The sequence below is a fragment of the Amycolatopsis sp. NPDC051071 genome, assembly GCF_040682875.1.
In the GTDB taxonomy this organism is placed as follows: domain Bacteria; phylum Actinomycetota; class Actinomycetes; order Mycobacteriales; family Pseudonocardiaceae; genus Amycolatopsis.
This window is the reverse complement of sequence record NZ_JBFBBY010000014.1, coordinates 84,605-100,167: the sequence shown is the minus strand read 5'-3', so window position 1 is coordinate 100,167 and position 15,563 is coordinate 84,605. Positions and strand designations below refer to the sequence as shown.

General features: G+C 67.6%; 15 protein-coding genes. 5 read left to right on the top strand and 10 right to left on the bottom strand.

The genetic code is table 11. The features are described from left to right. Positions 1-85: 85 nt before the first annotated feature. The 3 genes from AB0M65_RS07620 to AB0M65_RS07610 are packed head-to-tail and all read right to left on the bottom strand — an operon-like array spanning position 86 to position 3,359. Positions 86-1,570 carry an NAD(P)/FAD-dependent oxidoreductase gene (locus AB0M65_RS07620; RefSeq protein ID WP_364023014.1) on the bottom strand — a complete coding sequence of 495 codons (1,485 nt, stop codon included), beginning with the start codon at positions 1,568-1,570 and terminating at the stop codon, positions 86-88. Further along, on the bottom strand, positions 1,567-2,415 hold the full coding sequence (locus AB0M65_RS07615) for an SDR family oxidoreductase (protein WP_364023011.1): 849 nt from the start codon (positions 2,413-2,415) through the stop codon (positions 1,567-1,569). The genes AB0M65_RS07620 and AB0M65_RS07615 overlap by 4 nt, the downstream gene beginning before the upstream one ends. Next, positions 2,412-3,359 carry a patatin-like phospholipase family protein gene (locus tag AB0M65_RS07610; protein ID WP_364023008.1) on the bottom strand — a complete coding sequence of 316 codons (948 nt, stop codon included), beginning with the start codon at positions 3,357-3,359 and terminating at the stop codon, positions 2,412-2,414. The genes AB0M65_RS07615 and AB0M65_RS07610 overlap by 4 nt, the downstream gene beginning before the upstream one ends. 49 nt (positions 3,360-3,408) lie before the next feature. Here AB0M65_RS07610 and AB0M65_RS07605 point away from each other — a divergent pair, with 49 nt between their 5' ends. After that, positions 3,409-4,041: a helix-turn-helix domain-containing protein gene (locus AB0M65_RS07605; protein WP_364023005.1), complete on the top strand. Its 633-nt coding sequence runs from the start codon at positions 3,409-3,411 to the stop codon at positions 4,039-4,041. Between the two features lie 138 nt (positions 4,042-4,179). Here AB0M65_RS07605 and AB0M65_RS07600 read toward each other — a convergent pair whose 3' ends face one another. After that, positions 4,180-5,142 (bottom strand): helix-turn-helix transcriptional regulator, encoded by a 963-nt coding sequence (locus AB0M65_RS07600; RefSeq protein ID WP_364023002.1) that lies wholly within the window; start codon positions 5,140-5,142, stop codon positions 4,180-4,182. Between the two features lie 140 nt (positions 5,143-5,282). Between AB0M65_RS07600 and AB0M65_RS07595 the strand changes: the two genes are divergently transcribed. The 3 genes from AB0M65_RS07595 (at position 5,283) to AB0M65_RS07585 (ending at position 7,839) form a co-directional block, all read left to right on the top strand. Further along, complete coding sequence (locus tag AB0M65_RS07595) at positions 5,283-6,065, top strand: alpha/beta fold hydrolase (protein WP_364023000.1); 783 nt, start codon at positions 5,283-5,285, stop codon at positions 6,063-6,065. 111 nt (positions 6,066-6,176) lie between these two features. Then, positions 6,177-6,308: a hypothetical protein gene (locus tag AB0M65_RS07590; RefSeq protein ID WP_364022998.1), complete on the top strand. Its 132-nt coding sequence runs from the start codon at positions 6,177-6,179 to the stop codon at positions 6,306-6,308. 355 nt (positions 6,309-6,663) lie between these two features. Further along, positions 6,664-7,839: a DUF222 domain-containing protein gene (locus AB0M65_RS07585; protein WP_364022995.1), complete on the top strand. Its 1,176-nt coding sequence runs from the start codon at positions 6,664-6,666 to the stop codon at positions 7,837-7,839. Positions 7,840-8,011: 172 nt separating this feature from the next. Here the strand turns inward: AB0M65_RS07585 and AB0M65_RS07580 are convergent, their stop codons facing one another. Then, positions 8,012-9,091, bottom strand: coding sequence for an NAD(P)/FAD-dependent oxidoreductase (locus tag AB0M65_RS07580; protein WP_364022992.1), 1,080 nt, complete (start codon positions 9,089-9,091; stop codon positions 8,012-8,014). An 81-nt stretch (positions 9,092-9,172) separates the two neighbouring features. Between AB0M65_RS07580 and AB0M65_RS07575 the strand changes: the two genes are divergently transcribed. Beyond that, entirely contained in the window at positions 9,173-9,742 is a 570-nt protein-coding gene (locus AB0M65_RS07575; RefSeq protein WP_364022989.1) for a helix-turn-helix domain-containing protein, read from the top strand. 614 nt (positions 9,743-10,356) lie between these two features. Here the strand turns inward: AB0M65_RS07575 and AB0M65_RS07570 are convergent. The 5 genes from AB0M65_RS07570 to AB0M65_RS07550 form a co-directional block, all read right to left on the bottom strand. Next, a complete protein-coding gene (locus AB0M65_RS07570; protein WP_364022986.1) occupies positions 10,357-11,355 on the bottom strand; it encodes a TerC/Alx family metal homeostasis membrane protein in 999 nt (332 codons plus the stop codon). A 204-nt stretch (positions 11,356-11,559) separates the two neighbouring features. Beyond that, positions 11,560-12,474: a LysR family transcriptional regulator gene (locus AB0M65_RS07565; protein WP_364022983.1), complete on the bottom strand. Its 915-nt coding sequence runs from the start codon at positions 12,472-12,474 to the stop codon at positions 11,560-11,562. After that, positions 12,471-13,652, bottom strand: a complete 1,182-nt coding sequence (locus AB0M65_RS07560) for a glycine C-acetyltransferase (protein WP_364023032.1) — start codon at positions 13,650-13,652, stop codon at positions 12,471-12,473. Before AB0M65_RS07560 ends, AB0M65_RS07565 begins: the two co-directional genes overlap by 4 nt. Then, entirely contained in the window at positions 13,652-14,683 is a 1,032-nt protein-coding gene (gene tdh / locus AB0M65_RS07555) for an L-threonine 3-dehydrogenase (RefSeq protein ID WP_364022981.1), read from the bottom strand. The genes AB0M65_RS07560 and tdh overlap by 1 nt, the downstream gene beginning before the upstream one ends. Positions 14,684-14,742: 59 nt before the next feature. Next, entirely contained in the window at positions 14,743-15,504 is a 762-nt protein-coding gene (locus AB0M65_RS07550) for a TetR/AcrR family transcriptional regulator (RefSeq protein ID WP_364022978.1), read from the bottom strand. Between the last annotated feature and the right edge of the window lie 59 nt (positions 15,505-15,563).

Sequence of the window (15,563 nt, the reverse complement as noted above, 5' to 3'; positions counted from 1 at the left end):
TCTGCTTTACTCCGTGTGCCTGAGCCGAGGGAAGGGGTCCTTCACGCGCCGTAGGTACACCCTTGGCCAGAACGACCCCAATCACTCACGACTTGAACAGGTAATCTTCCACCGGAAAACTCCCCGCCTCCTTGATGGCATTCAGCGTCGAGGACGGGCGGAGCAGGGTCGCCTCCCCGTGCGGGTTGAAGTAGTAGCTGTTCGCCGGGGCGCAGTTCCCGAGTGTGAAGATCGAGTCGCCGAGGCGTTCGGTCATCCGGTCAAGGAACGCGTCGTTGGCCTCCTGCGTGACCTCGAAACCGGTCGCGCCACGCCGCCGCATCGCGCCGAAGAGCCGGTCCATATGCCGCATCTGCGTCTCGATAGTGGTGAAGTAGGACAGCCCAGAGTAGGAATACGGGCTGTTGAGTGAGATGAAGTTGGGGAACTTCGGAATCGCGACGCCTTCGTAGGCCTGGAACCGGCTTTCCCGCCACCACTTCCCGAGATCGCGTCCGTCGCGCCCGATGATCTCGATCGCCGGAAAGTTGGCTTCCCACAGATCGAATCCGGTCGCCAGCACCAAGACGTCGATGTCCCGCCGCTCGCCGTCGGTGGTCTCGATCCCGGTCTCGTCGATCTTCGCGATGGACGTCGTCTCCAGCCGCACGTGGTCCTTGGTGAACGCCGGGTAGTACTCGTTGGAGAACGTCGGGCGCTTGCAGCCGAAGGAGTAGCGCGGCGTCAAGGCGGCACGCAGTCCCGGATCACGCACCTGACGGCGCAAATGCGCTTGGCACCACAGCCTTCCCAGCCGGTTCGCCAGCGGCAGCTGCTTGTAGTGCAGCACGCCGGTCACCATCATCAGTTCCAGCAGTGCGGTCCCGGTGAGCCGGGCGGCCCGCTGCGTGAGCGGGATCGCGGCGAACGCGCGCCGGACCGCCTTGGGCACCGGGAAGTCCAGTTTCGGGCTGACCCAGATCGGGGTCCGCTGGTACACGGTGAGTTCCCGGGCGACCTTCGTGATCTCGGGGATCAACTGCACCGCCGTCGCGCCGGTGCCGATCACCGCCACCCGCTTGCCCGCGAGGTCGTAGCCGTCGTCCCAGGCGGTGGTGTGGATGACCTTGCCGCCGAAGGTGTCGATCCCGGCGATGTCGGGTTTCTTGGGCTGGGAAAGGAATCCGGTCGCGGTGAGGAGGTACTTCGCGGTGACAGGACCATCTCCGGCGCGGGACACCGTCCAGTGCGCGTTCACCTCGTCCCAGACAGCGCCGGTGACGACGGTGCCGAAACGCATGTAGCGCCGCAGCCGGTACTTGTCCGCGACATGCTCCGCGTAGCGCTTGAGTTCCGCGCCCGGGGCGAACAGCCGCGACCAATGCGGGTTCGGCTCGAACGAGTACGAGTAGGTCGCCGACGGGATGTCGACGGCCAGCCCGGGATAGCGGTTCACATGCCAGGTGCCGCCGAGATCGGACTCGCGTTCGAGGATCAGCAGGTTGTCGTAGCCGAGCCGGTTCAGCTGGATCGCCGCGCCCATCCCGCCGAAACCGGCTCCGACGACGACGGCGTCGTACTGCGCGTTCATGCCTTTTCCTCCCGGTGGGTGTCCTGGTCGAGACGGGCGCGGTAGGCCGCGCGATCCGGTGAATCGGGGCGAAGGGCCCGGTCGTCCCGCATCAGGCGGCGGAACGCGTTGAGCGCGGGTTCGGGTGTCACGGCCGCGATGTTCGCGAGCGTGCCGACGTAACCGGGCACGGCGATCTCCGCGGCACGTGTGTGGACGGAAGCCACGACGGCGTCGGCGATCCGGCCCGGTTTCACCTTCGGGATCGGCCGCATGTCCAGCCCCGACGCGAGTGCGGTGTCGACCGCCGACGGCAGCACGGCGGAGACGCTGACGCCGTGCGGCGCGTACTCCAGCCGCGTCGCCGCGGTCAGCCCGACGACGGCGAACTTGCTGGCGTTGTAGATCGCGAGGCCCTTGACGGGGAACTTCCCGGCCAGCGACGCGACGTTGACGACATGGCCGCGGCCACGCTCCAGCATGCCGGGCAGGGCCAGCCGCATCCCGTGGACGACGCCGAACACGTTGACCTCCATGGTCGCCCGGTTCAGCGCGTCGGAGAGATCGAGGAAACCGCCGTTGGGCATGATCCCAGCGTTGTTGACCAGTACCGAGAGCGGCCCGTTCGCCTGTTCCGCGTCGCCGAGGAAGGCGGCGAAGGAGGCCTGATCGGCGACGTCGAGATGATGCGCCGTCCCGCCGATGTCCGAGGCGGTGCGTTTGGCCGCTTCGAGGTCGAGGTCGCCAATGGACACGCGGGCGCCGCGGGCGGCCATGCGTTCCGCGGTCGCGCGGCCGATGCCCTGCCCGGCGCCGGTGATCGCGACATGCGCCCCGTCGAGGTCGAGGACCGGGTACTTGCTCATGCGCGTACTCCCTCTCGTTCGAAGGCACCGGCGACCAGGTCCGGCGCCGTCCTCAGCGCGGTGGCGAGCACCTGCTCCCGCCGCCGTCCGTCCATGAAGTTCGCGCCCATTGCGGCGAGGTCGGCCACGCCCGGTTCGATCCGGACCACCCGGACGCCCGCCGCGCGCAGCCGTCGCGTCTCGTCGTCCACACGTCGCGTCATCGCCGTCCGCAACAGCCGTTCCAGCCGGGTCAGGCCTCGCGCGGGTGCCCCGCCTTCGCTGCTCATCGGCGCGATCAGGACGACCTCGCCGACGTCGTGCCCGAGAAGCAGGTCGGCCGACGTCGGGGACACGGTTCCGCCGTCGAGCAGCGGACGTCCGTCCACAACGGACGGCGGGAACCAGCCGGGGATAGCCCACGACGCGGCGATCGCGTCACCGAGCCGGGCGGGTGGCGCGTCCAAGGAACCCAGCGCGACCCGGCCGCCCGCCGGATCCGTGGCCACCAGCCAGGTCGCGGCATGCGGCACCCAGCCGTCGGGCGCCAGCGCGTCGCCGAGATCGCGGAGCCAGCGCGCGTTTCCCCTGCCACGCGGAAGAAGCCCCGCCAGACCAGCCGTCACGTCGACATCCCGGCGCAACGCGGCCCGGACGAGCTTCGCGGCGGGCCACCGCGGATACGGCACCGGCGGGAACCGGTTCGGCACCCGCCGGACGTGCGCGGCGACGACGGGATCGCCCTCGGGCGTCCCGGCCAGCGCGCCGAAGATCGCCTTCGCCGAGATCCCCGCGCCGAGCATGGCCACCGCTTCGGCGCCAGCCGAGGTCCCGACCAGGACGTCCGCCGTGCGCGGGTCCCAGCCCGCCTTGGCGTGCAGCGCGTCGAGGACCGCGGCGGTCCAGGCGAACCCCAGGGTGCCGCCGCAGCCGAGCACCAACGCCCTTGCGGAATGACGTGTCATTTCCGGAACGGTATGTCATTTGAACGGTCCGGGCAATAAGCTGACCGGCATGACGACGGAGACCCCGGTCAGCAGGGCCGCACGGAAGAAGCAGGAACTACGGCGCGAGATCGTCGAGACCGCGTTCGACTGCTTCGCCGAACGCGGCTACCACGCGACCGGTATCGCCGACATCGCCGCGCGGCTGGGCATCGGGCACGGCACCTTCTACCGGTACTTCCAGAACAAGCGGGACATCGTCGACCACGTCATCACCGACCTGGTCGAGAAGGTGGTCGCCTCCCTCGCCGCGGACAACGCGCCGGACGCGGTCAGCAGCCTGGCCGAGTACCGCAGGCAGAGTGCGCGGATCGGTGACGCGCTCGCCCGGATCTTCGGCAGCGACCCGCGGATGGCCCGCTTCCTGCTGCTCGAAGCGGCCGGTATCGACGCCGAGATGCGGGAACGTGTGCTGGACTTCCACGAGACCGCCGCGGACTTGACCGCCGGCTACCTCCACCACGGGGTCCGGCTCGGCTACCTGCACGCGGATCTGGACGTCGACGCGACCGCGCGGGCGATCAACGGGATGATCCTCGCGTCGGTCATCTCCGGGCTGCGTGACCCGTCACCGGATGGGCAGGCGGCGATGAGCAGGGCTGTCCGCCGCGTCATGTACGACGGGATAGCGACCCCTCGGTAAGGAACCGGCCGGCCGGTCCGGTTGCGACGCACCAGTAAGCGGGGACCCGGCGAAACTGGTGGCCGGATTCCATGGAACCGCCCCCGGCTCCAGGGGTCTAGCAACGAAAACGCAGACTCGCACCGACGAAAACGAACGTCAGCGCTCACGCAGGGTGTGGCTGGGCGACTCGCCGAAGGCCTGGCGGTAGTGCGCGCTGAACCGGCTGCCGTCGAGGAATCCCCAGTTCGCCGCGACACGGGTGACCGTCGTGCCGTCGCCGGGTCCGCCGTCGCGGAGTTCGGCCCGGACCCGGTCCAGCCGGATCCGGCGCAGATAGGCCATCGGCGTGGTGTCCAGATGCCGCCGGAACGCCAGCTGCAGGGCACGCACCGAAACCCGGCAGGCGCGGGCGATGTCGGCCACGCCGAGGTCGAGGTCCGGATTCGCCTCCATGAACGCGATCCCGCGGCGCACGGCCTCCGGGGCGGCGTCCCGGCGATCGCGGGGACGGTCGTGACCAGCGGCCGCGGTGAAGGTGTCCAGCGCCACAGCGGCCATCAGCCGCCCGGCCGTGCCGAGCACCAGTGGGCCGTGCGCCACCCCCGATTCGGAAAAGAGCCCGGTGACGTACTCGACCGTCTGCCGCCATCGTCGTGCCTTCTCCGCGCTCACCGGCTCGTAGCGCAACCGCTCGATCACGCGGCCGTCCTGGGCCGGATCGATCCCGGAGAACAACGACAGGTCGATACCCGTGATCTGCAGACGCGCGCCGTGCAACCCCGTCCGGTAGCCCTGGCCGGGGTGCGGGCCGACGAAGACGTCACCGGGGACCAGCCTGCGGTCGCTGATGCCGTCGTCGATCTCCAGTTCGCCGCCCAGCACACGCAGCAGCACCAGCCTTCCCAGCGGCTGGACGACGATCTCCGTGGTCAACGTGTTGTGCATGACGTCGAGATGCACGTCCCCGAGGTCGCAGCGGTTGTGCTCGAAACGGTAGTTCTCGACGGTCCCCCGCACCCGCAACCGGTTGTCGCGATACGCCTCGGCGATCAGGGCATGTGCTTGTTCCGGATCGGTGGTCGCGAATTCCGTCACCATCGGCTCGTGCACTCCGACCACGCCTCCTTTCCGTTCGCCTTAACGAAAAGTCCGCCCTCCGGAACGGTACCGCCGTCGGGCGGGCACAACCAGGGCGACTCGGCGTCATCCGGGTGGCCGTTATCATCATCCCGGTTCCGTGACGAGCGAACAGGAGAAGGATGACCACTTTTCCCCGTACCGGCCACGCCGTCGCCGCCGACGGCACCCGGCTGGCCTACCAGTGGCACGGCACGGACAGGCCACTCGTGCTGCTCGCCGGGCAGGCGAACGACCACACCTGGTGGAACCGCACGCGGGGAGATTTCCCGAGCACGATCACCATGGACTACCGAGGCACCGGGGACAGCGACGCACCCGACGTCGCCTATTCCACAACGGGTTTCGCGGCCGACGTGATCGCCGTCCTCGACGACCTCGGCGTCGACGAAGCCGACGTCTACGGCACCTCCATGGGCGGCCGCGTCGCACAATGGGTCGCCGCGCGGTATCCGGAGCGGGTTCGGCGGCTCGTCCTCGGCTGCACCTCCCCCGGCGGCACGCACGGCATCGAACGGACGAACGAGGTCCGGCTCGCACTCGCCCAAAGGCATTCGAGCGAAGCGCGGGAAGCCTTGGAAGACATGATGTACACACCCGCGTGGCGCGCCGCGAACCCCGGTCCGTACACCGTTCTCGGCGCCCACGGGATGCCGCCGCACGCCGTTCGCGGGCATCTGGTGGCGAGCAATGGTCACGATGCCTGGGACGCTCTTCCGCGGATCACGGCGCCGACGCTGGTTCTTCATGGTGACGATGACGTGCTGGCTCCACCGGGGAACGCGCCTTTGCTGGCCGGGCGGATTCCCGGAGCGCGAGTGCGGGTTTTCAATGGGGCTCGACATGCTTATTTTGACGAGTGCCGGCCGGAGTCGAGCGCTGTGGTGATGGAGTTCTTGGGTTAGGGTTGGGCGGCTTGTAGAGGTCGGAAGGGCGGGGCGGCCGCGTCGGCAGCCCAGTGGATCTTGGTCGTCAGCCCTCCCCCCGCAGGGCCATGGAAGACCGCGCATGAGCGGTTGCGGAAGTGGACCGCGGACGGGACGTGGGATCGGATCCTGGAGCACGTGATCGTCAAGGACGACTCGTTGGGGACGTTGGAGAACAACGTCGCGTTGGCGGGGAATGCCTCGGGCGCTCCCGGGGACTGACCACCAAGCTCCACTTGGCCGTCGACGCGGCGGGCCCGCCGTTCCGGAACCTCGACGTGGACGGACAGAAAGTACGGGTCGCGCGGGTGCTCGCAGATAAGGCCTACCGCGCCGAAATAATCCTTCACCTCCAATGAAGATCCCCAGGACACACTCCAGTCGGGCTCGTTGCGTTTCCTCTTCGTGGCAATTCGCTGACAGTCGGAACTTTGGCTCAACTGTCCGGGATTTCGGATTTCTTTTCCGAAGCAAGATCTCAGGTCCGGTTTCTGTCGGTGGTCGGCGGTAGGTTGGTCGCGTGAACAACTCACAGGCAACCATTGCCACCCTCAAGGAAATCATCGATCCGACTCACATGAAGGAGCTCAATGCCTCACTCAATTCCTTGGGCGCCAACGACTGCATGCTCGTCGCGCAGGAAGTCACCTCCGCGCTCGCGCGACTTGAAGCCGCCCGGTACCGGGCCTTGTCGCGGTTGAGCGAGTTACGTGGCGGCGTACGCAGTGTCATACAAGAGGTCGCCCTTGCTCTGTCCCTTGTGGACGGTATCGCTGGTTCCCTCGTCGCGACCGGTGCGGCGCTGACATCGCGACTGCCGCGAACGTTGTCGTTGCTGGACCGCGGTTCTCTGAGCGGTTTCTCCGCACAGAAGGTCGCCGAGGCGACGGCCTGGCTCTCCGATGAGGACTCACTGACGGCCGACGAGGTGCTGGAGTCGCGGTTGTCGGGCAAGAACAGCACTCAGGTGCGCAAGGCCGCGAGCTATGCCGCGGCCAGGACCGACCCGGCCGGGGCCGCTCGGCGGACTACCCAACGTCGCGAAGGCCGTCGATTGTCTGTCGTGCAAGGAGATTCGGGGGTCGCCTCGATCGAGGTCATCGATGGACAGGTCGAGAAGGTCACCGCGGCGTGGGAGCGAATCAACCGAGAGGCCCGGACCCTTCGAGACGGAGGTGACTCGCGGACGATGGATCAGCTTCGCGCCGACATCGCCTTGGATTTGTTACTCGGCGGCAAAGGTGGTGCGACAGAACGAGCCGAGGTTTTCCTCTACATGGACATGTTCACCTACCTGGGGCTTAACGACGATCCGGTGAAGATGGCCGGACACGGCCACCTCCCCGCCGCATTGGGCCGCCACATCGCCACCGGGCCGAACACAGTTCTACGGCGGATCATCACCGACCCTTTGAGCGGTCAGGTCCAGGATCTGGGGCGGACCCGGTATCGCCCGGATGCGGCGACAGCCGAGTTCGTCCGAGTGCGTGATCGCGAGTGCCGAAGACCCGGCTGCGGTAGCGCCGCCCAATCCTGCGAACTGGATCATTCGATCCCCTGGCAGTTCCAGGGCGAAACCAACGTCGCCGATCTGGTCACCTACTGCAAGCGAGACCACCGGCTGAAGGACGAACCGGGGTGGACCTATCACCTCGAACCGGACGGCACCTTGAGAATCACGACGCCGACCGGACAGACCTACCTCAGCGAGCCGCCGCCGCTGCACGGCCCTCGATCGGAACCGCCTTTCTGACCGCATTGCCGCGAAACGGCGACGGGTCCGGAGTTGGAGATCCTGCCGCCGCGCCCGACCTAGCATCATCAGCACAACAATGGGAGCGGGCGTCGATCCGCCGGCAACTCACCATCGGTCCTGAGCGCGAAAGGCCCGCAGCGTGGGTGAGCCGTGCAACGGCGGCAATCGCTCAACCCGCCGGAGAGAATTCCGGGTCAAGCAGCCCCTCAGTACCGTTCTCGAGCTGCTTGGCGATATCCGTCGACCGGGGAAGCATGGTCCCTTCGTACGCCGCGACGCCCTCGGCGATCGTGGTGGAACCGGCCAGTGCGAGGGCGAGTTCGCTGGCGTCGAGCATGGCCAGGTTGACGCCGACCCCGAGTGGCGGCATGAGGTGGGCGGCGTCGCCGAGCAGAGTGACATGGGGCGAGTGCTCCCACGTATGCGGCACGGGCAGGACGTACAGGGGGCGATCGACGTAGGGGCCGTCGTTGTCGGTGATCATCCGGAGCATCAGTGGCGACCATGCCGAGAAGGCGTCGAGCAGCCGGGCGCGGACGTCCGCGGTGTCGCCGGCGCCGATCCAGTCCGCGGGCAGGCGCTGGATGAGGTAGACGCGGATGTGGTCACCGCTGTTGCGCTGGGCGAACAGGCAGCGGTCGCCGTCGGCGGCGGTGGCACTGCCCTGGCCGACGAGGGCGGCGAGGTCGGGGTGCGCGTTCTCGACGTCGTCGAACCAGGCCTCCAGGAAGGTGATCCCGGCGTAGTACGGCACGGCGGCCGACACCGCCGGGCGGACTCGCGACCACGCGCCGTCGGCACCGATGACGAGGTCCGTCTCGACGGTCGTCCCGTCGGTGAAGTGCAACCGGCCCGAGTCGTCGGCCTTCGCCAGGGTGCGGCCCCATTGCACGGTGCCCGGCTCCAGCGAGTCGAGCAGCAGGCCGCGTAGCCGGCCTCGGTCGATTTCGGGTTTGAAGAGTTCGTCCTCGGCTGGGATGTGGTGCACCAGGATCTGTCCGGCCAGGTCCAGTTTGCGCATCTCCTGCCCCTCCGGACGGGCCAGCGCGAGGAACTCGTCGAGCAGACCGGCTTCGCGCAGGGCGAGCTGTCCGTCGTCGGCGTGCAGGTCGAGGGTGCCGCCCTGGTCGCGTGCCCGGGGGTGCGGGTCACGGTCGTAGACGGTCACGGGGATGCCGTGCTTCTGCAGGATGCGGGCGCAGGTGAGGCCACCGGGGCCGGCTCCGATGATGCTGATCCGGGAAGTCATGAACCCATAAAAGCAGAACGAGTAAAAAAGTGCAATGAGTCAACTTAGTGACCATGGCAACCCATGCGGTAGAGTGCGCTCATGGAGACACCAGGCCGCCGTGAACGCAAGAAGGCGGCGACGCGGCAAGCGCTCGCGGACGCCGCGCTGAAGTTGTTCCTGGAGCGGGGCTACGACCAGGTGAGCATCCGGGACATCGCCGAGGAGGCCGACGTCTCCACCACAACGCTGTTCAAGCACTTCCCCGGCAAGGAGGCGCTGGTCTTCGATCAGGACCAGGACCGGGAGGCGCTCTTCATCGCCGTGGTGCGGCAACGCCGTGAAGGGCAGAGCGTCGTCGACGCGTTGCGCGAGCACGTCCTCGACGGCTGGCTCAAGCTCGCGGACCATCCACAGATGGCCGAATACACCGATCTGGTGAACTCGACCCCGGCCCTGCAGACCTACGGGGAACGCATGTGGACCCGGCACACCGCGGCGCTCAGCGCGGCCATCGCCGAAGACGCGGGCGTGGCCCCCGACAACATCTCCTGCCAAGCACTCGCCCGGTTCGTGCTGGACATTCCCGCACTCACCCGGGGCAGGCCGGAACCGCGAAAGGCCGTCGAGGAGATCTTCGACCTCCTCACCCACGGCTGGCGCATGCCCTAGATGGTTGATTCCGTGATAGGAGGCTGGGCCACTCCAACCAGGGGGTCCTGACTAGTTACCCTCATTGCCACTCACGACTCCTGGACCGACTCGCTCGCGGGGGTGTCGCGAAAGGCACTCACGACCCCACGTGCCCAAGGGCGGCCGCGGTGTCTTCAAGGCCCCCTTTGAGACGTTGATCGTCTCAAAGGAGGCCTTCAGGACATGCCCGCGACCAAGGACGGCTGCCAGGTATGGGTCCGGGTGGTCGTGGACGGCACGATTCCGTGAAAATCACGTGAAGCTCTGCGAAGCGCTGTAGCTGCCGTATGTCACGACCGTGGCTCGCACCGAAGGGGCGTGACGATACGGTCAATCGGACAATTCGGCACAACTGGTGTCCCTTTGGACAGTCAAGGGAAGGGTTCCTTCGCGGGGTTGCACTCACGCGATCTTCACGGAATCACTCATCTAGTGGTCGGTTCGGAAGTCCTTCGGGGTCTCGACGGCCCAGCTTCCCGCTGGACGTACGACCGCAAGGCCCGAGTACAACCCGGTACGAGAACCTTCCGGCCGCACGCCCAGCGGAAACCTGGATCCGCCGATACCCACGAAAGACTTCCGAAACCAACCACTTAGTCTTCGTCGCGTAGACGCGAAGCACGCAGCGAACCCGGATGCGCCTTGGCGGCGGGATCATCGCGGGTCTTGAGCAGGCTCGCGACCGTCACCACGACGAGAATGCCGATGATCACCGCGAGGCTGACCGGCGTCGAGATCTCGGGGACGCTGTCGTCGATGTCCACATGCGCCCAATGCAGGATCAGCTTGATCCCGATGAACCCGAGGATCACCGCGAGCCCGGCCGACAGGTACACGAGCCTGTCGAGCAGGCCCTTCACCAGGAAGTACAGCGCACGCAGGCCCAGCAGGGCGAAGGCGTTGGCGGCGAAGACGAGGTACGGCTCGTCGGTGACGCCGAAGACCGCCGGGATCGAGTCCAGCGCGAACAGCAGGTCGATCCCGCCGATGGCGAGCAGCACGACCACCAGTGGCGTGCCGACCCGCTTGCCTTCGAGCCGGGTGAACAGCTTCCCGCCGTCATACTCCTTCGACAGCGGCAGCAGGCGACGCGCGGTCCGCACCACCACGTTGTTCTCGATGTCCGGATCCTCGTCGCGATGCCGGAACAACTGGATCCCGGTGTAGATCAGCAGCAACCCGAACAGCAGGAACATGAAGGAGAACAACGAAAGCAGTGTCGCGCCGAGCGCGATGAAGATCGCGCGCATGATCAGCGCGACGACGATCCCGAACGTGAGCACTTTGTGCTGGTGCTCCTCGGGCACGGCGAAGGTGCTCATGATGATCACGAAGACGAAGAGGTTGTCGACCGACAGGCTCTTCTCCACGATGTAACCCGCGAAGTACTGCTGCCCGAAGTCGCCGCCGTGCGCCAGCGTCAGCCAGACACCGAAAGCCACCGCGACCAGGATGTAGCCGATCGACCAGGCCACCGCCTCGCCGAAGCCGACCTTGTGCGGCCGCACGGCCGCGATGACGAGATCGAGTGCCAGCAGCCCGAGCACCAGTCCGATCGTGACGGTCCAGGTGAGGCCATCGATCTGGAGCATCCGCGCCCTGTCTTTCTTTCGACGGCAGGTGCGCTGATCCTAAGTGGTTGGTTTCGGAAGTGCTTCGTGAGTCTCGGCGGTTCCAGGTTGCCGCTGGGCGTGCGGCCGGAAGGTCCTCGTACCGGGTTGTACTCGGGCCTTTCGGCCGTACGTCCAGCGGGAAGCTGGGCCGTCGAGACCCCGAAGGACTTTCGAAACCGACCACTAAGTGCGGTTTCCCCGGTCCGCATTCGCATGACCCGGCGACGCTTCCAGCAGTTCCGCCAGGACGGTCTTGAGCAGCGGATGCTCCGCGCTCCCCCGCCGGACCGCGGCGAATACGCGACGCAGTGGCGGTTCACCCCGCAAAGGTACGGCGACGGCGCCGGGCACGGCGGTGAAAGCGTTACGCGGCACCAAAGCCACGCCTTCGCCCGCGGCGACGAGGGTGGTGATCGCGTGGAAGTCGTCGGAGACGTGCCGGATCTCCGGATTGGCGCACGCGATCATCAGCACGTCGCGGCAAGGGTTTCCCGGCTTCGGCGCGATCCAGTCGCCGTCGGCGAGTTCGTCGAGGTCCACATCGGACGCTTCCGCCAGCCGGTGCCCGGTGGGCAGCACGACGTCGAAAGGCTCCACGTAGAGCGGGAAGCGGGTGAGCCTGCTTTCATCCGTTCGTGGTGAAAGCCGGTACTCCTCGGTGATCGCCAGATCGATCTCGCCGTCGAGCAGCAGCGGGATACTCGCATGCCCTTCGACGTCCTGCACCCGGACCGAAACCCCGGGCGAGCCGGCACGCAACGCGGCGATCGCGGGGGCGACCACCATGATGATCGCCGACGCGAAACTCGCCAGCCGCACCTGCCCCTGTACCCCGGAATCGAGCGCCGCCAGGGTGGCCCGCGCCCGTTCCAGTTCGGCGGCGACGGCGTTCGCGTGCACCACCATGAGTTCACCGGCGGGGGTCAGCGAAACCCGTCTGCCCCGGCGGCGAAGCAGTTGCTGGCCGCACTCGGCTTCGAGTGCGGCCAGCTGCTGGGAGACCGCGGACGGCGTCAGGTGCAGTGCCTGGCCCGCCGCCGTCACGGTGCCGTGGTCGGCGAGGGCGCGCAGTACCCGCAGCCGTCGCGGATCGATCATCCCTCCATCATGGACCTTGCCGTCACGAAGGCGTCGACCGCACGGTTGACGTCCTCGGCCGAATGGGCCGCCGACATCTGCGTCCGGATCCGTGCCTTACCGTGCGGAACCACCGGGTACGAGAAGCCGACGACGTAGATCCCCTGCTCCAGCAGCAGATCCGCCAGTTTGCCCGCCTTGGCGGCGTCGCCGATCATCACCGGGATGATGGGGTGCTCACCGGGCAGCAGGTCGAAGCCCGCCTCGGTCATCCGGCGGCGGAACAGCTCGGTGTTGGCCCGCAGCCTCCTCAGCAGCTCGCTCGACTCGCCAAGCAGCTCCAGCGTGGCCACCGCGGCGGCGGTGATCGACGGCGCCAGCGAGTTCGAGAACAGGTACGGCCGGGAGCGCTGACGCAGCATCTCGACGATCTCCGCGCGGCCGGAGGTGTAGCCACCGCTCGCGCCGCCCAGCGCCTTGCCGAGGGTGCCGGTCAGCACGTCGACCTTGTCCTGCACGCCGAACAGCTCCGGGGTGCCGCGGCCGGTCGGGCCGGTGAAGCCGACGGCGTGCGAATCGTCCACCATCACCAGCGCGTCGTAACGCTCGGCCAGCGCGCAGATCTCGTCGAGCGGCGCGAGGTAACCGTCCATCGAGAACACGCCGTCGGTGGCGATCATCCGGTATCGCGCGCCGGACGCCTCCTTCAGCCGTGCCTCCAGGTCCGCGACGTCGCGGTTGCGGTAGCGCATCCGCTTCGCCTTGCACAGCCGGACGCCGTCGATGATCGACGCGTGGTTGAGCTCGTCGGAGATGATGACGTCCTGGTCGGTCAGCAGTGTCTCGAACAGGCCGGCGTTGGCGTCGAAGCACGAGCTGTAGAGGATCGTGTCCTCGGTGCCGAGGAACTCCGAGAGCTTCGCCTCCAGTTCCTTGTGCGGCTGCTGCGTCCCGCAGATGAACCGCACCGACGCCATCCCGAAGCCCCAGCGGTCCAAGGCCTCTTGCGCGGCCTTGATCAGCACCGGGTGGTCGGCGAGGCCGAGATAGTTGTTCGCGCAGAAGTTGAGCACGTCACCTTCGGCGACGCTGACCGAAGCCCGTTGCGGCCCCTGGATCACCCGCTCGCCCTTGTACAACCCGGCTTCCCGGATCTCGGCGAGCCCGGCCTTGAGGTCGTCGCGCATCGCGCCGTACATCAGTTCTCCGTCCAATCCAGAATGACCTTGCCGCAACGGCCTTCCCTTGCCGTCGCGAACGCCTTCGCGTGCTCCTTGTACCCGAACCGGTGGGTGATCACCGGCGAGATGTCCAGGCCCGCCTGCAGCAGCACCGACATCGAATACCAGGTCTCGAACATCTCGCGGCCGTAAATCCCCTTGATCTGGATCATCTTCAGCACGACGGCGGCGATGTCCACCGAGACGTCGGAGGCGGGCAGGCCGAGCAGCGCGACGCGGCCGCCGTGGGACATGTTCGCGATCATGTCGCGCAAGGCCTCTGGCCGTCCGCTCATCTCCATGCCGACGTCGAAGCCCTCGGCCATGCCGAGCCGTTCCTGCGCGTCGGCGATGGTCGACGACGAGACGTCCAGCGCGAGGTCGACGCCGACCTTGCGGGCCAGTTCGAGGCGGTGCTCGCTGACGTCGGTGACGACGACGTTGCGCGCGCCGGCGTGGCGGGCGATCGCGGCGGCCATGATGCCGATCGGGCCGGCGCCGGTGACCAGCACGTCCTCGCCGATGACGGGGAACGAGAGCGCGGTGTGCACGGCGTTGCCGAGCGGGTCGAAGATCGCGGCGATGTCGAGGTCGACGTTGGTGCGGTGCACCCAGGCGTTCGTCTCCGGCAGGACGACGTACTGCGCGAACGCGCCGTCGACGTGCACGCCGAGGCCCTTGGTCCGGGCGCACAGGTGACGCCGTCCGGCCTTGCAGTTGCGGCAGCCGCCGCAGACCAGGTGTCCCTCGCCGCTGACCAGGTCACCCACCTTCACCGTGGTCACCGACCGGCCGATCTCGACCACCTCGCCGACGAACTCGTGCCCGATGACCAGCGGCGCCGCGATGGTGCGTGCCGCCCAGTCGTCCCATGAGTCGATGTGCAGATCGGTGCCGCAAATCCCTGCCCGCAGCACGCGGACGGCGACGTCGCCGGGCCCGACGGCCGGGTCCGGCACGTCGGTGAGTTCAAGCCCTGGTGCTCGGTCGGCTTTGACCAATGCCTTCATGGCGCGAAGTCTGGCCTCCGAGGCCTGTGCGGTCCATCGCGAGTTTCTGAAATCCCTCGTTAGCGTGTCTTCACAAGCGCGGCCACCCCTTCGAGCAGCCGGGCCAGCCCGAAGGCGTACGCGTGCTCAGGGTTGTGGGCACCGTTGTGCGCCTCCCCCGCCGACTGGCCGACACGGGCGGCGAGCGGGAAGCGTTCGGGGTCGAAGACCTCGGCGAGCGCCGGGCCCGCCTTCGCCCACCACTGTTCGTCGTCCATCCCGGTGCGGCGGATCGCGCGATCGGCTTCGATCCGGCGGCGCGCGGTCCCCTGGACGTGGTCGTGCACCAGCGTGAGCACGGAATCCATCTCGACGTCGGTGAGGCCGAGGCCGTCGACGACGGCGAGTTCGCGTTCGTACTTCGCGATCGACCGCGGCCCGAGCGGCGGACGGCCGGTGAACACCTGCAGCAGCCACGGATGCCGCAGGCAGAGGTCCCAGTTCACCCGCGCGACCTCGCGCAACCCGTCCACCCAATCGTGCTCGCCGGGTTCGCCGAGTTCCCGCACCGCCTCTCCGTAGACCTTGTCGAGCATCGCTTCGAGCAGTTCCTCACGGGACGCGATGTAGGTGTAGAGCGACATCGTGCCGACGCCGAGGGATTCCGCGACCCGGCGCATGGACAACGTCGCGAGATCCTGGTCGCCGTCGGCGATCTCGACGGCGGCGGCGATGACCTGTTCGCTGGTCAACGTGTGTTTCGGCCCACGCCGCGGTAGCTGCCGGGTGCCCCACAACGTGGCGATCGTCCGAGCCGGATCGCTGCCGTTGATCTCCGTCATGGCGCCATCATAGGCGACTTACTCCGTAACCCGTACGAAGTTTGTGCTATCCTTCTCCG